The following is a 17,268-nucleotide window of genomic DNA, read 5'->3' on the forward strand; positions in this document are numbered from 1 at the left end:
CCTTTCGCCTTTTAATATTATTATTGTCAAATATTTATAATTTATAAATAGTTAAAATAATAGAGCGGCTTTGCCGCTCTGATTATTTTCTGATTCCTAATTCAGCAATTATAGCACGATATCTTTCAATATCTTGCTTCTTAACATAGTTTAAAAGTCCTTTTCTTTGACCAACCATCATTAAAAGACCTCTTCTTGAGTGGTGATCTTTCTTGTGAACTTTTAAGTGCTCAGTTAATTCTTTAATTCTTTCAGTTAATAATGCGATCTGAACCTCTGGAGAACCTGTATCTCCTTCATGTCTTGCATATTTAACCATTATTTCTTGTTTTCTTGCCTTTTCCATCGTAAAACACCTCCGAAAGTAAATCGCCAAATGCCATGCTTATCGTTGGCAACTCAAATACCATAGCATTAGGTTCCTAAAGAATTATATCAAATAATATTACACTTGTAAATTGTTATTTTATATAATTTCTATAAAATAGTAAAATTTTGTTATTTATGCCTATCTATAACTAAAGTTCCAATTTGTAGCCTTAGCATACTTCTTGTCACTTTCTAACTGCTCTTTTAATTCCTCAATTGAGTTAAACTTTTTTTCATCCCTAATTTTAGAGATAAAATAAACCTTAACCTGTTCATCATAAATAGATTTTTCAAAATCTAAAATATGAGTTTCAATACTAAGCTTTTTTCCATCTACAGTGGGGTTATACCCAATGTTAGTTATACCTTTGTAGAATGCCTTATGATATTCTACATAGCTATAGTAAACTCCACCTTTAGGTATTACAAACTTTTTATTATAACTTAAGTTGATTGTTGGAAAACCAATGGTTCTTCCAATTTGTCTTCCTTTAATAACTTTTCCACTGAGCATAAAGGGACTTTTTAAAAATCTATTAGCTCTTTCAATGTGTCCCTCTTGGATGTGATATCTTATAGCAGAACTACTTACTATTTCTTCATCAATAATAACAGGTTCTACCACTATTAAATTAAATCCAACAGAGCTGCTCAATTTATGAAGTAATTCTACATCTCCAAGGTTCTTGTATCCAAACCTATAATTAAAGCCAACAATAATTCCTTGAACATTATAAAACTCTTTTAAGTTTAATATAAAACTTTCTGGAGAAATTCTCATAAAGTCTTTATTAAACTCCATAAAATTAACTATGTCTACCCCTAACTCTTGGAGAATTTCAACCTTCTGTTTATTATCCATAATAAGCTTTGGGGCTAATTCTTTATTTATTGTAGCAAGTGGATGATTTTTAAAGGTACATACCATGGTTTTAGCCTTTAAAGCTCCATTGGTATTACTTTTATTATAATCTTGTGCAGCTTGTATAGCGCTTTCAATAAGAGCTCTGTGCCCTTGATGGATTCCATCAAAGCTTCCTAGGGCAATAAATGTAGGATTCTTTATTTCCTGTTTAAAATTATCCCTAATTACTCTCATGGATCTTACCTACACAAAAACCTTTAAAAGTTTTAGTCCAATATCATTATACAATGCTATACCTATAAATAGGTTTTCCTTATTGAAAATAGTATAGTAGGATGAATCAACTAAATTTTTAACCATTCTACTATCTTTAATAGCTACACCATTTACTAGTAGTTTTTCAAACTTTTCATCCACAACTAATTTTTCATAGTTCTTAAATGTGCTCTCAATTGGCAGTACATAATCCTTTAAGTTATTCTCAGTAAGGTCATCAAGGTTAATACTATCTTCCTTTAAAAAGCTTCCTGTTCCATATCTTTCGAGACTCCACATCATGGCTCCACACCCTAAAGCTTTTCCAATATCATAACATAAACTTCTTATATATGTACCTTTAGAGCATTTTACTAAGATTTTAATAATAGGTAGGTCAATGTTAATTATTTCTATATTGTAAATAGTAACTTTTCTAGGTTCTCTTTCTATTTCAATTCCCTGTCTTGCAAGTTCATAAAGCTTCTTCCCATTATGTTTAAGAGCAGAATACATAGGTGGAACCTGCTGTATTTCTCCAACAAAAGAGTTTATAATTTCTACAACTTTTTCCTCAGATACATTTACACTGTTTTCCTCTAGTATTTTACCTTCTCTATCATAAGTATCAGTAACCACGCCTAGCTTAACTTGAGCTTCATAAATTTTAAAATCATCCATAATAAACTCAATAGCTTTCGTTGCTCTACCAATACATACTGGCAATACTCCACTAGCCTCTGGGTCAAGAGTTCCACAATGTCCAACCTTCTTTTGCCTAGAAAGCTTCTTTATCTTCCTCACTACATCAAAGGATGTAATTCCAGTGGGCTTATATACATTAATAACTCCACAAAGTTCTTTAGAGTCCTGATTGTTTTCTTTATTTAAAGTCATTATATCAACTCTTTTTCTAATATTTCCATGAGTTTTGATTTAATAGTCGAAACACTACCTTCAAAAGCAAAACCTGCTGCTCTAATATGTCCACCACCATTAAATCCCTCTGCAATAGTTCTTACATCCACTATATTTTTAGATCTTAAGCTAACCTTAACACCCTCATCACTTTCCTTAATCAGTACTACTACTTCTACCCCTTGAATCATACTTCCATAAATAAGTACATCTGAAGTATCTGAAGATTCAAGACCTAATTCCTCTAGCATAGCTTTAGTAATATACATAAATACCACATTGCCATTTAACTCTAAGGTCATGGAATCAATAACTTTTCCATAAAGTTTAACTCTATTGAATTTCTTATTATCAAAGATAGTTCTATGAATTTCACTAAAGTCTATTCCAGTATTGATTACGTCTCCTGCAATAGTGTGAGTTACAGAAGTTGTATTAGAATGCCTGAAGGAACCTGTATCTGTTAATAGAGAAGTATATAGGCTTATTCCCATATCCTTTGTTAATTTAACACTTAATAATTGTAGCATTTGATATACAATTTCTCCTACTGCTGCTGCATTAGTGTCTACAAAGTTGTAATCTCCATACATCTCATTAGATAAATGATGATCTATATTTACTAAAGTGTAACTTCTATTATCCTTATCTATATCTGCATTAATTCTTTTAAAGTCTCCACAATCCAGTACTATAACTAGTTCAGTAGCTTCTTGTACTTCATAATTCTCACCAGTAATTTCACTACTTAAAGGCAAGTATTTAAAGTTTTCAGGAACAGTTTCTTTGCATAATATGTAAGCTTCTTTATTTAGTGCTCTAAGCCCTTGTAAAAGGGCTGTAGCACTTCCTAAAGAATCCCCATCTGGTGAAGCATGAAAAGTTATAGCAATGTTTTTGCTATCTTTTATAGCTTTAAGGATGTTATTCATTATCATCGCTATTTTTCTCCTTTATAGCTTCAAATAATGTGTTAAGGTGCTGAGCTTTATCTAAAGTTGCATCAAGTTCAATAAGCACTTGTGGTACATGTCTTAGCTTTACATTCTTTCCTATTTCTTTTCTCATAAAGCCTGTTGAACTTTTTAATGCGTCCAAAGTATTTGCCTTTTGTTCTTCACTTCCAAAAATACTTACAAATACCTTTGCATAGCTTAAATCTTTAGTTACCTCAACATCAGTTACGCTTACCATAGCAGTTAATCTAGGATCTTTAATTTTATTTTGTATGGTATTACTTACTTCTTTTTTAATTTCCTCATTAATTCTACCGCCTCTATAATTAGCCACGTAACTCAACTCCTTATGTTATATTTGTTTAGGTTTAATTTCTTCCATAGTATAGGCTTCTATAATGTCGCCTTCTTTTATATCATTAAATTTCTCTACACTTAATCCACACTCAAAGCCAGCTGCTGCTTCTTTAACATCATCTTTAAATCTCTTTAAAGATGCTAAAGTTGATTCAAATATTACAATACCTTGTCTTAATACTCTTACACTGCTGTTTCTTGTGATTTTACCATTTAAAACATAACATCCTGCAATTGTACCAACATTAGATATTTTATATACTGCTCTAACTTCAACTCTACCAAGAACTACTTCTTTATATTCTGGTTCAAGCATTCCCATCATAGCAGCTTTAATATCGTCTAAAGCATTGTATATAATTCTATAAGTTTTTATTTCAACGTTATCTCTCTCACCTACAGCAATAGCATTGTTATCTGGTCTTACGTTAAATCCAATTATTATCGCATTTGAAGCATAAGCTAAAGATACGTCAGTTTCAGTAATAGCACCTACTCCACCATGAATAACTCTTACTTTTACATTATCTGTAGAAAGTTTTTCAATAGATTGTCTTATAGCTTCAACAGAACCCTGAACGTCCGCTTTTACTATAACACTAAGCTCTTTAACTTTACCTTCTTGAATTTGGCTGTATAAGTTTTCCATAGAAACCCTATTAGATGATTGGAAGTTTTCTTGTCTGATTTTTTCTTTTCTTGACTCAGCCATGTTTCTAGCTGTTTTCTCATCTTTAACTACAATAAATCTATCTCCAGCTGCTGGAACTTCTGAAAGTCCTAACACCTCAACTGGAATTGATGGTCCTGCAGCTTTAATCTTTTTACCCTTATCATCAAGCATTGCTCTTATTCTTCCATAAGTTGTTCCAACAATTATAGAGTCACCAGTACTTAAAGTTCCATTTTGAACTAGTAAAGTTGCAAGTGGACCTCTTCCTTTATCTAATTTCGCTTCAATTACTGTACCTTTAGCATTTCTTTTAGGATTTGCATTAAGTTCTAGCATTTCTGAAGTTAAGATTACCATTTCTAATAGAGTATCTAATCCCTCTCTAGTATGAGCTGATACTGGAACACAAATTGTGTCTCCACCCCAGTCTTCTGATAAAAGTCCATGTTCAGTTAACTCTTGTTTAACCTTATCTGGATTTGCTGCTGGTCTATCCATTTTGTTTATAGCAACAATCATAGGAACTTTAGCTGCTTTACAGTGGTTAATAGCTTCTACAGTTTGTGGCATTATTCCATCATCTGCTGCTACAACTAGTATAACTATATCTGTTATTTGAGCTCCTCTAGCTCTCATAGCTGTGAAAGCTTCGTGTCCAGGTGTATCCAAGAAAGTTACTTTCTCTCCGTTTACATCTACAGTATAAGCACCTATATGTTGAGTGATTCCACCTGCTTCAGTAGAAGTAACTTTCGAATGTTTTATTGCATCTAATAAAGAAGTTTTACCATGGTCAACGTGTCCCATTACAGTTACGATTGGTGGTCTTTTTTCTTCATTCTCTTCGTTTTCTTCACTGTCTTCAATGCTTTCAGCATATACTTCTTCAGCTGCAAGTTTTCCTGCTTCTGCTTCTTTTAGTACTGCTAATGAACCAAATTTCTCTATAACTTTTTCAGCTATATTAAAATCAATTTCTTGATTCATATTAGCCATAACACCTTCGAATATTAAAGCCTTAATTACTTCTGTTGCAGGCTTTTTTAATTTCTCTGCTAAATCCTTAACTACAATGGTACCTTCAAGTTCTATAACTTCATCTACTGAATTCTCTATTTTTTTGTCCTCATCTCTCTTATCATTAGTTCCTCTTTTGATCTTACTGTTTTTTCTCTCTTGCTTTTTAATATCTTCATTAACTAACTCTTCATATTCCTCAACAATTTCTTTCTTGTCTTCATCTGAAGTTTTCTTCTCAGAATAGAGTTCCTTTATAAGATCTCCATCTTCTTCATCAATAACGCTCATATGGTTTTTAGCTTCGATGCCAAATTCCTCTAATAAAACAGTAATAAGTTCCTTACTTGATATTTCTAATTCCTTAGCTAATTCATATATTCTTAATTTTGACAAAACTTTCACCCCCGAATTTACGCTTGGTTGTTTTCATTCCATAACTGTAATAACTTGTCGCTCATGTTCTTATCTTTTACACAAAGCACATTAATTTCTGGCCTTCCTAAACAATGTCCTAAATCATCCTTAGAAACATTTTCAATAATAGGAATACTTCTGTCACTACAATACTTTCTAAACTTGTTTTTAGTGTTTTCAGCACATTCTAAGGATAAAATTGTTAAATAAACTCCATGCTTTTTTATATTCTCTTCGCACTTATTATATCCTTCTACTAGGTTGCCTGATTTTTTAGTCAGGCCTAAAAATTGAAAAAATTTATTCTGCATTCTCTATCTCTTCTTTCAGTTTAGCATATATTTCTTCGCTAATCTTACTCTCTAAGTTTCTTTCTAAGCGTTTAGTTTTAACAGCCTTTTCCAAACACTCCGCGCTTTTGCAAATGTACGCACCTCTACCTGGTTTTTTTCCATGAAGATCTACGGATATTTCATTTTCCTTGTTTTTTACCACTCTTATGAGTTCCTTTTTAGGCTTCATTTCCATGCAACCAGTGCACATCCTTTGTGGTATCTTTTTAATCTTCATAAGATATCACCTACTCCTCAGAATTATTAACTTCCACCATATTTAAAGATGAACTTTCTAATGCTAGTCTATCTGCTTGAGACTTACTCTTTATGTCTATCTTCCAACCTGTTAATCTTGCTGCAAGTCTAACATTTTGACCTTCCTTACCAATAGCTAAAGAAAGCTGATTATCATCTACTACCACCTTAGCGCTTTTGTTATCCTCATCAACAGCTACATCAAGTATCTTTGCAGGACTTAATGCATTAGCGATGTATTCCTCTGGTAATTTGCTCCACTTAATAATATCTATTTTCTCGTTTTTAAGTTCATTTACGATGTTTTGAACTCTTATACCTCTCGGTCCAACACAAGCACCCATAGCATCTACATTCTCATCCTTTGAATGTACTGCTATCTTAGTTCTTGAGCCAGCTTCTCTAGATATACTCTTTATCTCTACAACACCACTGTATATTTCTGGAACCTCAAGTTCAAAAAGTCTTTTAACTAAACCAGGATGAGTTCTAGATACTACAATTTGCGGTCCTTTTGGAGTCTTTTTAACTTCTACAATATAAAGCTTTAACTTTTCGTTAAATTTATATTCCTCACCAGGCATTTGTTCATTTGGGCCAAGTACTGCTTCAAGTTTTCCAAGGTCAATAAACACATTTCCTCTATCTTTTCTTAGTACTGTTCCAGTTATGATATCATACTCTTTTGTTATAAACTCGTCATAAATTATAGTTCTTTCTGCTTCTTTAATTCTTTGTATTACAACTTGTTTCGCTGCCTGAGCTGCTACTCTTCCAAAATCTCTTGGTGTTATTTCAATTTCCGCAATATCACCTAAAGCATATCTTGGGCTAATGTCTCTTGCATCCTCTAAGGATATTTCAATTACATCATCATAAACTTCCTCAACGACTTCTTTTAAAGAAAATACATGAGTTTCTCCAGTTTCTCTATTCATAACAACTCTTACATTTTGGTCCTTAGCATGTGATTTTGCGAAGTTCTTTTTGTAAGCAGCCACTAATGCATCTTCTAATGTATTAAATAATAACTCTTCACTGATACCTTTCTCATAGGCTAATTGTCTGATAGCGTCAATGAATTCTTCTTTAAATCCCTCTCTCATTATTACTTCCTCCTTACAAAGATGGGTTTAAGCTCACTGCAGAAACCTTTGACCTTGGTAAGATAACCTCATTGTTTTCAATAGATAAAACTAAGTTCTCTTGGTCAAAACTCTTTAGTACTCCCTCATATTTTTTCTTACCATTTATTAAAGCATTTAGATTTACTAACACGGGGCTATCTATGTATCTACTTAAATGTTCTTCAGTATATAAAATTCTAAACACGCCTGGAGAAGAAACCTCTAAATTATATTCTTCTGATATTGGGTCCTCTACATCTAAAACATCACTAATAGCTTTACTTACCTTTACGCAGTTATCTAAGGTAATACCTTTGTCACTATCTATATAAACTCTAAAAATATTTTCTCCAGCCTCTTTAACATACTCTAGATAATAAAGTTCAAATCCGCTACCTTCCACTATTGGTAAGGCTAATTTATTAAGCTTTTCTATTAATCCATTATTTCTCATCGCTATTCCCTCCTTCTTAATATTTTTCTACATTATGTGAATATTAAACCTATAAAGGCTCTTAAAACAAAAATTTATTATATCTTTTTGCCATTTTTTAAAAACAAATGTAGCTCTACCTATGAATTAATCATTATTTTGTTTCTTTTACTTCAAACCTTTAGATTTAGAAGTTTTACTTCTGCTAAAGCCTTACAGAAATTAATGATTTATGCAATGTTACTTCTAAATTTGGTTAACTATAATTAAAACGCAACTTTTGGGTTGCGTTTTAATAAATAGAGAGTAGGCAAAACCTACTCTCTCTGAAACAAAATTATGTTAACTTACTAAACTAAATATAATTATATCATACAGATATTCCTAATACAAGGAAAAACTTTTCCATAAATATTTAGCCTACTTAAAATAAAGAAAGTTGGTTAGTTTCTGGTAAATCCCCTAAAGCTCCATGATTGCTTAAAGCCTCAATTACAGTTTTGGTTACCTTACTTCTATTACGTAGATCTTCTTTGGAGATAAACTCACCATTTTGTCTTTCTTCAGCTATTGCTTTCGCAGCATTTACTCCTACTCCTTGAAGTCCACTTAAAGGCATTCTTATAAATTCGCCTTCAATAGTAAATTTAGTTGCCTCAGATTTATATATGTCCACTGGCAAGAATTTTATACCTCTTTTATACATCTCATAGGATAATTCTAATATGGTAAGTAATCCCTTTTCCTTAGTACCAATATTATTTCCTAGTTCATTAAGTTCATCCATTTTAGCTTTAATAGCTTCTTCTCCCTTTATAACTATTTCTCCATCAAAGTCATCAGCTCTAACGGTAAAGTAGGTAGCGTAATAAGCTTTGGGATAATAAACTTTAAAGTAAGCTATTCTCACCGCCATGGTTACATAGGCTACAGCGTGTCCCTTAGGGAACATGTACTTAATCTTTTTACAAGAACCAATATACCACTCTGGTACATTATGTTCTCTCATTATAGCTTCATGCTCCTCTGACAAGCCCTTACCTTTTCTAACCTTTTCCATAATGTTGAAGGCAGTTTTAGGAGGCAACCCCTTATAAATTAAGTACACCATAATATCGTCTCTTGTAGATATACAGTCTTTAAGAGTAGTGAATCCCTCTTTTATATAATATTGAGCATTATTAAGCCATACATCTGTACCATGAGAAAGTCCAGAAATTCTCACCAAATCTGAAAATGACTTAGGCTGAGTATCAATGAGCATCTGTCTAACGAACTTAGTTCCAAACTCTGGAATACCATAGCTACCAACCTCACAACCAAGTTCTTCTGGGGTTAATCCCAGTGCTCCTGTGGAAGTAAATATACTAATAACCTTAGGGTCAGATAAAGGCACAGTTCTTGGATCTATTCCCGTTATATCCTGAAGCATTCTAAGAACTGTAGGATCGTCGTGCCCAAGAATATCTAGCTTTAGCAGTCTTCCACTTATTGAATGGTAATCAAAGTGAGTTGTAATTATATCAGAATTCGGATCATCTGCCGGATGTTGAATTGGGCAAAAATTAAATATTTCATTATCACTTGGAACAACCATTATCCCCCCTGGGTGCTGTCCTGTTGTTCTTTTAACACCTGTACATCCCAAGGTTAATCTTTCTATTTCAGCAGAGGTAGCATTTATGTTTCTTTCATCCATATATTTTTTAACATAGCCATAAGCAGTCTTTTCTGCTATAGTACCTATGGTTCCTGCTTTAAAAGTATAACCCTTACCAAACAGCACTTCAGTATATCTATGGATATCTCCTTGGTTATCTCCTGAGAAGTTTAAGTCTATATCTGGTTCCTTATCCCCCTCAAAACCTAAGAAAGTTTCAAAAGGTATATCGTGTCCATCCTTTATATAAGGAGTTCCACATTTTTCACAATTTTTATCAGGTAAGTCTACTCCAGATCCAATAGAGCCATCTAAAATAAACTCGTTATTTTTGCAATTTGGACATACATAATGAGGTGGTAATCCATTAACTTCTGTAATATTAGTCATGGTGGCAACAAAGGAAGATCCAACTGATCCCCTTGAACCAACTAAGTAGCCATCTGCTAAAGACTTAGCCACAAGCTTATGTGCAATTAAGTACAGAACAGCATAACCATTTCCAATAATAGAGTTAAGTTCTTTATCTAATCTCTTTTGAATTACTTCTGGCAAATCCTCTCCATAGATATCAAAAACCTTTTGCATGGTCATATTTCTTATTTCATCTTCTGCTCCCTCAATCTTAGGTGGATAAGTTTCATCTGGAATAGGTTTAATAAACTCTATAGAGTCTGCAATATTTCTAGGATTTGTTATTACTACTTCTCTTGCTTTTTTTTCACCTAGATAAGAGAACTCTCTTAACATTTCTGTAGTTGTTTTAAGGTATAGTGGTGCTTGGTTGTCAGCATCACCAAATCCTTGTCCTGCCATAAGTATTCTTCTAAAAGCTTCATCTGTAGGATCTAAAAAATGTACATCCCCAGTTGCTACAACTGGTTTATTATAGTATTCCCCTAACTCACAAATCTTTTTATTTATCTCTCTTAAACTATCCTCATTTTTTACCGAATTATTTTTTATCAAAAATTCATTATTCCCTATAGGTTGGATTTCCAAATAATCATAAAAACTTACCATACTCTCTATATCATCAAAAGTTTTCCCACTTAAAATCGCCTTATAAACTTGACCTGCTTCACAAGCAGAACCTATAATTAAACCTTCTCTATACTGCTCAATAAGGCTTTTAGGAAGTCTTGGCCTTCGTTGGAAGTGATCTAAATTTGAAAAGGATATAAGCTTATATAAATTTTTTAATCCTTCCTGAGTCTTAGCTAGTATTATTACATGATAGGTAGGAACCTTTTTTATATCAAAAGTCTTTAAATATTCTCTATTTAAGTTATCTATATCCATAATTTCTTTTTCTCTTAATAGGTTAAAAGACTTTAATAAAATTTCTGCTGTTGCTTTTGCGTCATCCACAGCTCTATGATGATTTTCAAGGGATATACCAAGATGATTACAAATAACATTTAACTTATGTTTTTTAAGTTCTGGAAATAAAAACCTAGCTAGCGGCAAAGTGTCTAATATACCGTTATTAAATTTCAGCCCTAGTCTTTTGCAATTAGCTTTTATAAACCCTGTATCAAAGTCTGCATTATGTGCCACCACTACACTATCCTCAACAAAATCTAAGAACTTCGGAAGCACATATCCAATATTTTCTTCATTTTTTACCATATCATTATTTATCCCAGTAAGTTCTGTTATCTTGTAGGGTATGGACATCTCTGGATTAACAAAATAGTTGAAGCTATCTATAACTTCACCATTTTCGATTTTCACTGCCCCAATTTCAATAATTCTATCCTCTGAACTTGAAAATCCAGTAGTTTCAATATCAAATACTACAAACCTATCTTCAAAAGATTTTCCTCTTGAATTCCAAGCAATAGGAACTCCATCATCTACTAAATAACCTTCCATTCCATAAATAGCCTTAATACCATTTTTTTTAGCAGCATCCATAGCTTCTGGAAAGGCTTGTGCTACACCGTGGTCAGTGATGGCAATAGCACTATGTCCCCATTTTGCAGCCCTAGTAATAAGTTTAGAAGCACTTGTTAGACCATCCATTGAGCTCATAGTAGTATGTGCATGGAGCTCTACCCTTTTTTCTTCAGCGGTATCCATTCTTTCAATTTTCTTAAGCTTTACAATGCTTCTAGCAGTAAGCACTAACTCTCTAGTAAATCTATCTATTTCAACCTCACCGTACACCTTACAATGAAGTCCTTCTTTAAGCTCTCCTAGAATTTTTTCTAAGTCATCACTTGGCCTTGGGTATATTTTCACCGTAATTGAACTAGAATAGTCTGTAATAAAGGCAGATGGAAATATTCTTCCGCTCTTACTCTCAAATATATTCACTTTAAATACATCTCCAGTAATTGCAACCTTCCCTGAACTAATGTCTAGCTCACTAATAGGTGTACTTTCTTCATTGATATTTCTTCCAAAAATTACATTCTCATCTATAGGTTCTTGACTCTTTTTATATTTAATATAATCCTTTGCCTTATCCTTATTTGTGGTAGGCTTATTAGTATTTTCTTTACTTGCGGGTTTGCTTACACCTGATTTTATATTTGAAGTTACTTCTTTTATTATGGATGCTTCATCCGACTTATTTACCTCTAGATAGTCATGATTCTTTGTAGCATCAAATACCGCACTTATAGAAGCTTCTATACCAAACATTTCTTTTATGCCTTTTTTAAGCTGTAGCTCTATGTTCTTACTTTTTAATAGGTTGTAAATAAACATATTAGGCATATACAAAGTGATTACTCCATCCTTTACATCTTTGCTACATTTTAACAATACACTTCTTATAGACGGAAAAGATGAGGCTACGGAACCAACCACATCTACCCAGTACTGCCCCGCTACCTCATCTATTGACACATGGTCAATATCTCTATACCATAATAATTCAATGCTTTTAAAGCCGATTAATTTCTTACTGATGATATCATATATAAGCCTTTTCTTAGACTCTTCAATTTCCCATTTAAATTTTAATACAACTCTTAGTTTTTCGCTTTTTTTAAGGTATTGAACTCTAAGAAGTTTAATACTATCATCTGTAAAAACCTCATTATTGTCTATATCGTTCTTTAGAATGTCAACTAGGCTTGCATTCATTAAGTTACCTCCTAGTTTTAAAGTTTATCAATTTCTTTTAAAAGTTCTTCAACTAAATTTTCTTCTTTAACTTTTTTAATTATCTCACCTTTTTTAAAGATTAATCCTTCTCCATATCCGCCAGCAATACCAATGTCAGCTTCCCTTGCCTCTCCTGGCCCATTTACAGCACACCCCATTACAGCTACCTTAATATTCTTATTTAAATTAGCTAGTTTGCTTTCTACTTCCTCAGCTATTTTAATTAAATCAATTTGGGTTCTTCCACAGGTTGGGCAAGATACAAATTGTACTCCCTCATTTATGTATCCTAGGGACTTTAGAATCTCCTTGCCCACCTTGACTTCTTCAACTACATCTCCAGTAAGAGAAACTCTAATAGTATCACCTATGCCCTGTGCAAGGAGTGCTCCTATACCTACACTGGATTTAATAGTTCCCCTCCAAATAGTACCTGCTTCAGTAACCCCTACATGTAAGGGATAATTAACTTTTTCTGAGATCAGCTTGTAACTTTCTATCATTTGGACTACATCAGAGGATTTTATAGAAATAATTATATCATTAAAATTTACGTCCTCTAATATTTTAACATGATTTAAAGCACTTTCAACTAGAGCTTCAGGACAAACTTTTCCGTACTTCTTTAGTAAGTCTTTTTCAAGAGACCCAGAGTTAACCCCTATTCTAATAGGAATATTTTTCTCCTTTGCAGCCTCTGCAACTGCCTTTACTCTTTCTATACTTCCTATGTTGCCTGGATTTATTCTTAACTTTGAAACCCCATTTTCAATAGCTTTCAGTGCTAATCTATAATCAAAATGAATATCTGCAACTAAAGGAATATTAATTCCTTTTACAATTTCTTTTATAGCCTCAGCAGCTTCCATATCTGGAACTGCACATCTTACAATATCACAACCTGCTGCTTTTAGCTTTAGTATTTGCTCTACGGTAGCTTTCACGTCTCTAGTGTCCGTATTGGTCATAGATTGAATTGCTACCTTAGAGTCTCCTCCAATATATAAATTACCAATTTTTATCTTCCTTGTTTCTTTTCTAATCATTTTATCACTCCTAGAATTGTATAGGATTTACAATATCCTTAATTAATACTAATACCATTAAGGCCATTAATGCTAAGAATCCATAATAATTTATTGTAGCAACTTTTTCCTTATCTACTTCTTTTCCAGTTATGATTTGGAATAGTAGCAATAATATCCAACCACCATCTAAGGCTGGGAAAGGAATTACATTGAATATTGCTAATTGGACACTTAGGTAAGCGGTAAAGAATAATAAAGTTCCCACTCCCGCTTTAGCAGCTTGACCTGATATCTTAATTATAGAAATGGGCCCTCCTACATCATCTGCATTTAGTTTTCCTTTAAATAATTGGCCAAAGAAAGCAAAGGTTTGTTTAACCATGCTACCAGTTTGATTAAATCCATGGTATACGGATTCAGTAAAGTTTGGTTTAACTATCTTAGTGTTTATACCAATTAAATATCTATTTCCCTCTTTATCTATTATAGGAACTATATTAAAGCTTACATCCTCTGTTCCTCTTTTTACTTTCATGTCTACAGGCTTTCCTTCACCGGTAAGAACTTCATTTAAAAATTCCTCCCAAGTGGATATGCTCTTACCATTAACCTCAGTAATTTTATCTCCTACTTGCACCCCTGCCATCATAGCTGGTGAATCTTTTACAAGTTCTCCAACAATATTAGTGCGTTGTCCTTGAATTGATCCTGCCATAGCAAATAAAATTATAGCCAAAATAAAATTCATTATTGGTCCTGCAGCTACTATTGTAAGCTTTTGAAAGGAAGTTTTTGAAGCAAAAGCTCTTGGATCGTTAACTGTTACATCTTCATCTTCCCCATACATTTTTACATAACCACCAATAGGTAAAAGCTTTATAAGGTACTCTGTTTCTTTTCCTTTAAAGCCTACGACCTTTGGTCCCATTCCTAAAGAAAATTCTAAAACCTTAACTCCATTAATTTTAGCTAAAATAAAATGTCCAAACTCATGCCCTACAATAAGTAAGCTAAAAGCTAAAAGTGCCATTATCACATAGGGTATATTTGTTATTATAGTTTGCAATGCCTATCTCCCCTTTAATTTTTTAAAATTTATTTGTTGTATTTATTTAAAACATATTCTCTAGTTCTTTTATCTATGTCTATAATTTCTTCTAGAGTTGGATTTATTATATGTTCAAAGCTATTCATAGCTTCTTTGATTATCATTTCAATTTGTAAGTATTTTATCTTTTTATCTAAAAACAGCTCTACTGCAATCTCATTTGCCCCATTAAAAACTGCCGGCATAGTTCCTCCTGCTTTCCCTGCCTCATAGGCAAGTCTTAGACACTGGAAGGTATCCATATCTGGCTTTTCAAAGGTTAAGGAGCCTAAAGAGTAAAAATCAAGTTTTTCTGCAACTGAGTTTCCTCTTCTAGGATAATTAAGAGCATACTGAATTGGCAACCTCATATCAGTACTACCTAATTGTGCAATTACACTTCCATCTATGTATTCTACCATAGAATGGATAATGCTTTGAGGATGAATTACCACCTGAATGTCATCATAATCAACCCCAAATAAGAAGTGAGCTTCTATAACCTCTAGTCCCTTATTTACCAGGGTAGAAGAATCTATAGATATTTTTTTCCCCATATCCCACTTTGGATGCTTTAATGCCTGCTCTGGTGTTATTTCCTTTAGTTCATCTCTTTCCTTACCTCTAAAAGGTCCTCCTGAAGCTGTTAAAATTACCTTATTTACTTCATTATGTTTATTTCCTTGTAAGCTTTGGAATATTGCACAGTGCTCCGAGTCCACAGGAAGGATTTTTACCCCATTTTCCTTTGCTTCATTCATGACAAGCTCTCCTGCCACTACTAACGTTTCCTTGTTAGCAAGAGCAATATGTTTCTTTGCCCTGATAGCATTAATAGTTGGAATAAGACCAATCATGCCTACAACAGAAGTTACTACCATTTCTATTTCTTCTAAGGTTGAGATTCTATTTAATCCTTCAATTCCACTAAGAACTATAATATTCTTATTATTTTCTTCACAATAACTCTTAACTTGTAAGTAGGAGCTATGATCCATCATTGCTACATACTTTGGAGAGAACTCCTCAATTATTTCTATTACCTTTTTATAGCTTTTATTTGCAGATATACCGATTAGATTAAATTCCTCATTACTATTTCTTAATACATCCAAAGTTTGTGTACCTATAGAACCAGTAACCCCTAAAATACTTATATTTTTCATCTGTATCTCTCCTAACTATTTTTTCCAAGTTCTTCATTAAATATTTATTTTCACATATATGTTCTAATAAATAAACTACATTATAGCCTTTAGCCTCATCTATATTTTCAAACTACTTCCATGTAGAAAATTAACCTGAACTTATATACTAATGAAGAAATAAATATATTTATTCTATACGTATAAAGTATAAATTAGATTACAAATTAATTTACTTTAAATCATTCATATCCTTACAAAGTAATTTTCTTTTCTGGCTTCATAAATAATATCTCATTTACCGTTACCACGTATATTACTGCCATTATAATTCCCACAAAGCCTGAAATTTTCATACCTACATAAATAGCTAAAATCATTGGCAGAGGATGAATTTGCAGTTTATTACTCATAAACTTAGCTTCTATTATTTGAGTATAAAAAATCAACAAAATATATAATAAAAGTAAGCCTATAGCAATGATATAAGAACCTTTAGAGATATTATACAATATTAGCGGTGCAAACACAAAAATTGTTCCTATAATTGGAATTATATCTAATATTCCACAAACTATTCCTAACATAAAAGCATTATCTACCTTTAATATATAAAACCCTAAAATTGTTATTACAGTATTCAACATTACAACCATTAATATAACTTTAAATACCTTATCTATTTCCTTTGCTCTTTGAAGAATAAATTCTGCATTATTCTTTGTAATGATTTTCTCAATAACCTTCCATACACTTTTTGTATCTTTCAATAAAAAATAAGCAGCTATATTACCTATAAAATATGTTAAAATTCCATCGGTAGTATATACTGCTCCTTTTCTTAAAAAATCTATGTTATTTAAAGATTTGGATGTTATCTTAAGTATGTTTTCTTGTAAAGTGGTTGTAGATATATGAGTTACAAAAGCCATACTATTCCAAACATCCACTACATATTCTATAAAATCATTATACTGATTTTGTAAAAAATAAAATATTTTATTATAAGTAAAACTTCCTATAAAGATAAGAATGATAATAAATATAACGTTAATAAATAAAAGTGCAATAATAGAACTAATACTAGGGGAAAAAATATTTTTTTCCCTCATTAACCTATAAAGAGGAGATGAAGTATAGGTTAATAGAAAAATTATTAAGATTGGTTCTACATAATTATTAACAACCTTAGTTAATAATAAAAAAACTAATAGTAAGACCATGACTGTTATTAAATTCTTATACTTTTCA

General features: G+C 32.3%; 14 protein-coding genes and 2 pseudogenes. All 16 read right to left on the minus strand.

The annotated features are described in order from the left end of the window. Positions 1 to 82 precede the first annotated feature (82 nt). A complete protein-coding gene (rpsO, locus tag J2Z44_RS00370; protein WP_031271411.1) occupies positions 83 to 346 on the minus strand; it encodes a 30S ribosomal protein S15 in 264 nt (87 codons plus the stop codon). A gap of 162 nt (positions 347 to 508) precedes the next feature. After that, positions 509 to 1,468 (minus strand): bifunctional riboflavin kinase/FAD synthetase, encoded by a 960-nt coding sequence (locus tag J2Z44_RS00375; protein ID WP_021283345.1) that lies wholly within the window; start codon positions 1,466 to 1,468, stop codon positions 509 to 511. 9 nt (positions 1,469 to 1,477) lie between these two features. After that, positions 1,478 to 2,386 (minus strand): tRNA pseudouridine(55) synthase TruB, encoded by a 909-nt coding sequence (gene truB, locus J2Z44_RS00380; protein ID WP_021283344.1) that lies wholly within the window; start codon positions 2,384 to 2,386, stop codon positions 1,478 to 1,480. Next, positions 2,386 to 3,345 carry a DHH family phosphoesterase gene (locus tag J2Z44_RS00385; protein ID WP_021283343.1) on the minus strand — a complete coding sequence of 320 codons (960 nt, stop codon included), beginning with the start codon at positions 3,343 to 3,345 and terminating at the stop codon, positions 2,386 to 2,388. The genes truB and J2Z44_RS00385 overlap by 1 nt, the downstream gene beginning before the upstream one ends. Continuing rightward, positions 3,332 to 3,697 carry a 30S ribosome-binding factor RbfA gene (gene rbfA, locus J2Z44_RS00390; RefSeq protein WP_209649263.1) on the minus strand — a complete coding sequence of 122 codons (366 nt, stop codon included), beginning with the start codon at positions 3,695 to 3,697 and terminating at the stop codon, positions 3,332 to 3,334. The genes J2Z44_RS00385 and rbfA overlap by 14 nt, the downstream gene beginning before the upstream one ends. Positions 3,698 to 3,715: 18 nt before the next feature. Beyond that, positions 3,716 to 5,482: pseudogene (gene infB, locus J2Z44_RS00395) on the minus strand (translation initiation factor IF-2); the annotation flags it as partial. A 237-nt stretch (positions 5,483 to 5,719) separates the two neighbouring features. Continuing rightward, positions 5,720 to 5,815: pseudogene (locus J2Z44_RS22030) on the minus strand (translation initiation factor IF-2 N-terminal domain-containing protein); the annotation flags it as partial. Between the two features lie 8 nt (positions 5,816 to 5,823). Further along, a complete protein-coding gene (locus tag J2Z44_RS00400; protein ID WP_021283340.1) occupies positions 5,824 to 6,138 on the minus strand; it encodes a ribosomal L7Ae/L30e/S12e/Gadd45 family protein in 315 nt (104 codons plus the stop codon). Continuing rightward, positions 6,128 to 6,397, minus strand: coding sequence for an RNase P modulator RnpM (gene rnpM / locus J2Z44_RS00405; protein WP_021283339.1), 270 nt, complete (start codon positions 6,395 to 6,397; stop codon positions 6,128 to 6,130). Before rnpM ends, J2Z44_RS00400 begins: the two co-directional genes overlap by 11 nt. A 10-nt stretch (positions 6,398 to 6,407) precedes the next feature. After that, positions 6,408 to 7,523, minus strand: a complete 1,116-nt coding sequence (gene nusA, locus J2Z44_RS00410; RefSeq protein WP_021283338.1) for a transcription termination factor NusA — start codon at positions 7,521 to 7,523, stop codon at positions 6,408 to 6,410. A gap of 13 nt (positions 7,524 to 7,536) precedes the next feature. Beyond that, entirely contained in the window at positions 7,537 to 7,998 is a 462-nt protein-coding gene (gene rimP / locus J2Z44_RS00415; RefSeq protein ID WP_021283337.1) for a ribosome maturation factor RimP, read from the minus strand. Positions 7,999 to 8,401: 403 nt separating this feature from the next. After that, the gene (locus tag J2Z44_RS00420) at positions 8,402 to 12,736 is read right to left on the minus strand and encodes a PolC-type DNA polymerase III (protein ID WP_021283336.1); all 4,335 of its coding nucleotides are present in this window, start codon (positions 12,734 to 12,736) and stop codon (positions 8,402 to 8,404) included. 17 nt (positions 12,737 to 12,753) lie between these two features. Next, positions 12,754 to 13,803, minus strand: a complete 1,050-nt coding sequence (ispG, locus tag J2Z44_RS00425; protein ID WP_021283335.1) for a flavodoxin-dependent (E)-4-hydroxy-3-methylbut-2-enyl-diphosphate synthase — start codon at positions 13,801 to 13,803, stop codon at positions 12,754 to 12,756. A gap of 10 nt (positions 13,804 to 13,813) precedes the next feature. Further along, positions 13,814 to 14,815: an RIP metalloprotease RseP gene (rseP, locus tag J2Z44_RS00430; protein WP_031271407.1), complete on the minus strand. Its 1,002-nt coding sequence runs from the start codon at positions 14,813 to 14,815 to the stop codon at positions 13,814 to 13,816. Positions 14,816 to 14,880: 65 nt separating this feature from the next. Beyond that, positions 14,881 to 16,038 carry a 1-deoxy-D-xylulose-5-phosphate reductoisomerase gene (locus J2Z44_RS00435; protein ID WP_021283333.1) on the minus strand — a complete coding sequence of 386 codons (1,158 nt, stop codon included), beginning with the start codon at positions 16,036 to 16,038 and terminating at the stop codon, positions 14,881 to 14,883. Between the two features lie 233 nt (positions 16,039 to 16,271). Continuing rightward, the gene (locus J2Z44_RS00440) at positions 16,272 to 17,240 is read right to left on the minus strand and encodes an AI-2E family transporter (RefSeq protein ID WP_242833412.1); all 969 of its coding nucleotides are present in this window, start codon (positions 17,238 to 17,240) and stop codon (positions 16,272 to 16,274) included. Between the last annotated feature and the right edge of the window lie 28 nt (positions 17,241 to 17,268).

The organism is Clostridium punense (assembly GCF_017874425.1).
Classification (GTDB): Bacteria; Bacillota; Clostridia; order Clostridiales; family Clostridiaceae; genus Clostridium_J; species Clostridium_J punense.